Annotated in this window: 2 protein-coding genes; both read left to right on the forward strand. The window is 37.7% G+C overall.

Annotated elements, in window-relative coordinates:
• The first annotated feature begins 247 nt into the window (after nt 1-247).
• Nucleotides 248-1774 carry an EAL domain-containing protein gene (locus CWB66_RS03405; RefSeq protein WP_138584340.1) on the forward strand — a complete coding sequence of 509 codons (1527 nt, stop codon included), beginning with the start codon at nt 248-250 and terminating at the stop codon, nt 1772-1774.
• Between the two features lie 233 nt (nt 1775-2007).
• Complete coding sequence (locus CWB66_RS03410; protein WP_138584341.1) at nt 2008-2529, forward strand: hypothetical protein; 522 nt, start codon at nt 2008-2010, stop codon at nt 2527-2529.
• The last annotated feature ends 235 nt before the right edge of the window (nt 2530-2764 follow it).

Below are 2764 nucleotides of genomic sequence, written 5' to 3' on the forward strand. Positions count from 1 at the left end.
CGAGTAACCTCTTTGTTGCTCGGTTTTTACTTAGCCCACTAGGTTACAAACCTCGCGCCGCGATTGAATCACCCCTAGATTGAACAAATTTCAATCCACAAAAGTCAACACGCCCTAGAGCGTGTTTTAGTTTGATTTAAAGTTAAGGAAAAGTTTAATAGACCCTAACTTATTGGCATTTAAAAATAGTTATGTAATTATAAAATGTCATTTATAATTACATAACTATTTAGCCGATAAGGATAGAATGAAAAAATATCAGCAAAAATCAGTAATTGCAGTATTAACCGGTGTAGTAGTTTTTGTAATGGGAAGTTTAATTTTACTGTATTTTGCTGGTCATAAATTAGCCGCTACGGTTAATGATGACGCTAAGCATATTATTAAGCACATAGATGCTGCAGTTGAAGAAAGTAGTCGAATTCTCATTCCATTAAATACACGCATTTTTACGCAGTGCGACGATGCAAACTTGCTCGAAATGCGCCGTGCATTATTTGATGCTAAATATGTCATCGATATTGGTTTTTTCAAAAATGATCAATTAGTTTGCACTACAGGTGCAGGTTTACTTAGCAAAGTGATAGATGATAGAAAACCAGATTTTATTCGCCCTGATAGTAATGTCAGGATCCGTTTTGAACCTAAACTGCGTTTGTTACTTTTTAATGGGCGAGAGATGCCAGTAGTTATAGTGCGTAAAGGCAGCTATAACTTGATAATAGATACGACAGCATTCGTAAATGGTTTAATTACAGCTCATCGTTGGGAGGCAAGTTATAAAGCAGGCAGTAAACTGCATCATTTAGCTGGTCACAACGGACTCTACGATGAAATAACGCACCAGCATCAACTTCCTTTTGAAACTCTATTAAAGTGCAGTGATAGAAGCGCAGGTTATTGTGTTGCAGTCCATATACCGTGGAGCCAATTTTTTGCTAATAATCAGTTATTATTGGTTATTTCACTCATTCTAAATTGTTTGGCTGGTGTATCAAGTGCGTTTATTATTGACTTTCAAATTGCAGCACGTCGCTCGATAAAAGTTCGTGTATCTAAAGGATTGAAAAAAGGCTCTTTTTACTGGACTTATCAACCTATTATTTGTTTGCAAACAGGTAAGGTGGTAGGTTGCGAAGTACTTGCCCGTTTTGAAGATAAATACGGTGTGCTTTACCCGGGTGAGTTTATTTCGCAGATCCGTAAACACCATTTAACATGGTCGTTTACTGAAGCAATGATTGCAAAAGTACTCGAAGAGTTAACACCCTTAGAAGCGTTACCTCAGGGCTTTAAAGTGTCGTTGAATATATTTCCGTGTGATTTAGAGCAAGGCAATGTCTCGCTTTTGACACAAATACCCGAGCTCACGCACTCTCGGTTTATTATTTGCCTTGAAATTACCGAGGATGAATACTTAGATACCAGTATTGCGCATGCGCACTTTAGGACATTGGTCGAATCTGGCTTTCACTTGTCACTCGATGATTTTGGTACTGGTTACTCTAACTTGAGAAATTTGCAGAATTTGAGTTTTCATCAGTTAAAAATAGATCGATCATTTGTGCAAGATATCGCCACTGAGGGTTTAAAAGCTTCTATGATCCCTAATATTATGGAATTGGTGCATAAATTTAATTATACCTGTGTCGCTGAGGGGATTGAAACTAATGAACAAGAAGCGATTTTAAAAACTGCGGGTGTGCATTTTGGACAAGGCTGGAAGTACGGACGACCCATGACAGTGGCTAAATTTAAGACATATTTAACCTGAACTCTGAATAATAAATCTATCTCAAGCCGCTATTTTTAGCGCTAACTGCATTGCATTTATTTGCAATAGAGGTGCTATTGACGCGTAAACTCGTCCCTAAGTTGAGTAAATTTCAATCCACAAAGGTCAACACGCCCTAGAGTTCAGGTTATTTAAAACAAACGCTTTAGATCTTTATGCCTAGATTAAACGTATATGCATGATATTTATAAAATTTAGAATAGGGCTTTGTGATGATCAAATCAATGTTAGCTGCTTGTGCCGTTGTACTCCTTAGTGCATGTACATCTCAGTATCCAAATCAACAAGTTACAGGTAAACAGTTTCCAAGTATTAGTGGCGAAAGTTTAGAAAAAAATGTGGTCACTATCCCCAGTGATTTTAAAGCAGATAAAACTTTGATTCTTATTGGCTATAAGCAAGATAGCCAATTCGATATAGACCGCTGGTTAATTGGTTTAGATATGGCTGGGATCACGCTTCCCACTTATGAGTTACCTACTATTGCTGGTATGGCACCCCGTATGTTTAGCACATTTATAGACAGTGGTATGCGCAAAGGTATCCCTAAAGAATTGTGGGGTGGTGTGATCACCATTTATAACGATGGCGAAGCCGTGCAAAAATTTACTGGTAACCAAAGCCCAAATAATTCTCGAGTAGTGCTTGTAGATAGCAGTGGTAAAATTTTATATTTTTATGACCGTGGGTTTTCGGTCGATGCGCTAAATAAATTAAAAGCACGTATAGAATGATCAGAATACTTACACTCTTTACTCAATATTGTGTGTCTTAGTAGCCCTAGTTGCTAACAGTAGTCAGTAATTATACTTAATTAATTTGAGGGGGTTGAACCTAGGGCGTGTTGATCTTCGTGATTGATTTTGCAGCAGACTGTTTGGTATTTAGGCAAGGCAGAGCCTATGAAGTGTGTATTCCCTATAAATAGGCGATAACGTAGCATTAATGCCAAACATGCGCTTACCATGC

Origin of the sequence: Pseudoalteromonas sp. S558, from assembly GCF_005886635.1 — a bacterium.
Classification (GTDB): Bacteria; Pseudomonadota; Gammaproteobacteria; order Enterobacterales; family Alteromonadaceae; genus Pseudoalteromonas; species Pseudoalteromonas aliena.

Bases quoted from the DNA above. Each gene is read 5' to 3' on its own strand.
- CWB66_RS03405 (WP_138584340.1), top strand. From the start codon at position 248: ATGAAAAAATATCAGCAAAAATCAGTAATTGCAGTATTAACCGGTGTA.
- CWB66_RS03410 (WP_138584341.1), top strand. From the start codon at position 2,008: ATGATCAAATCAATGTTAGCTGCTTGTGCCGTTGTACTCCTTAGTGCA.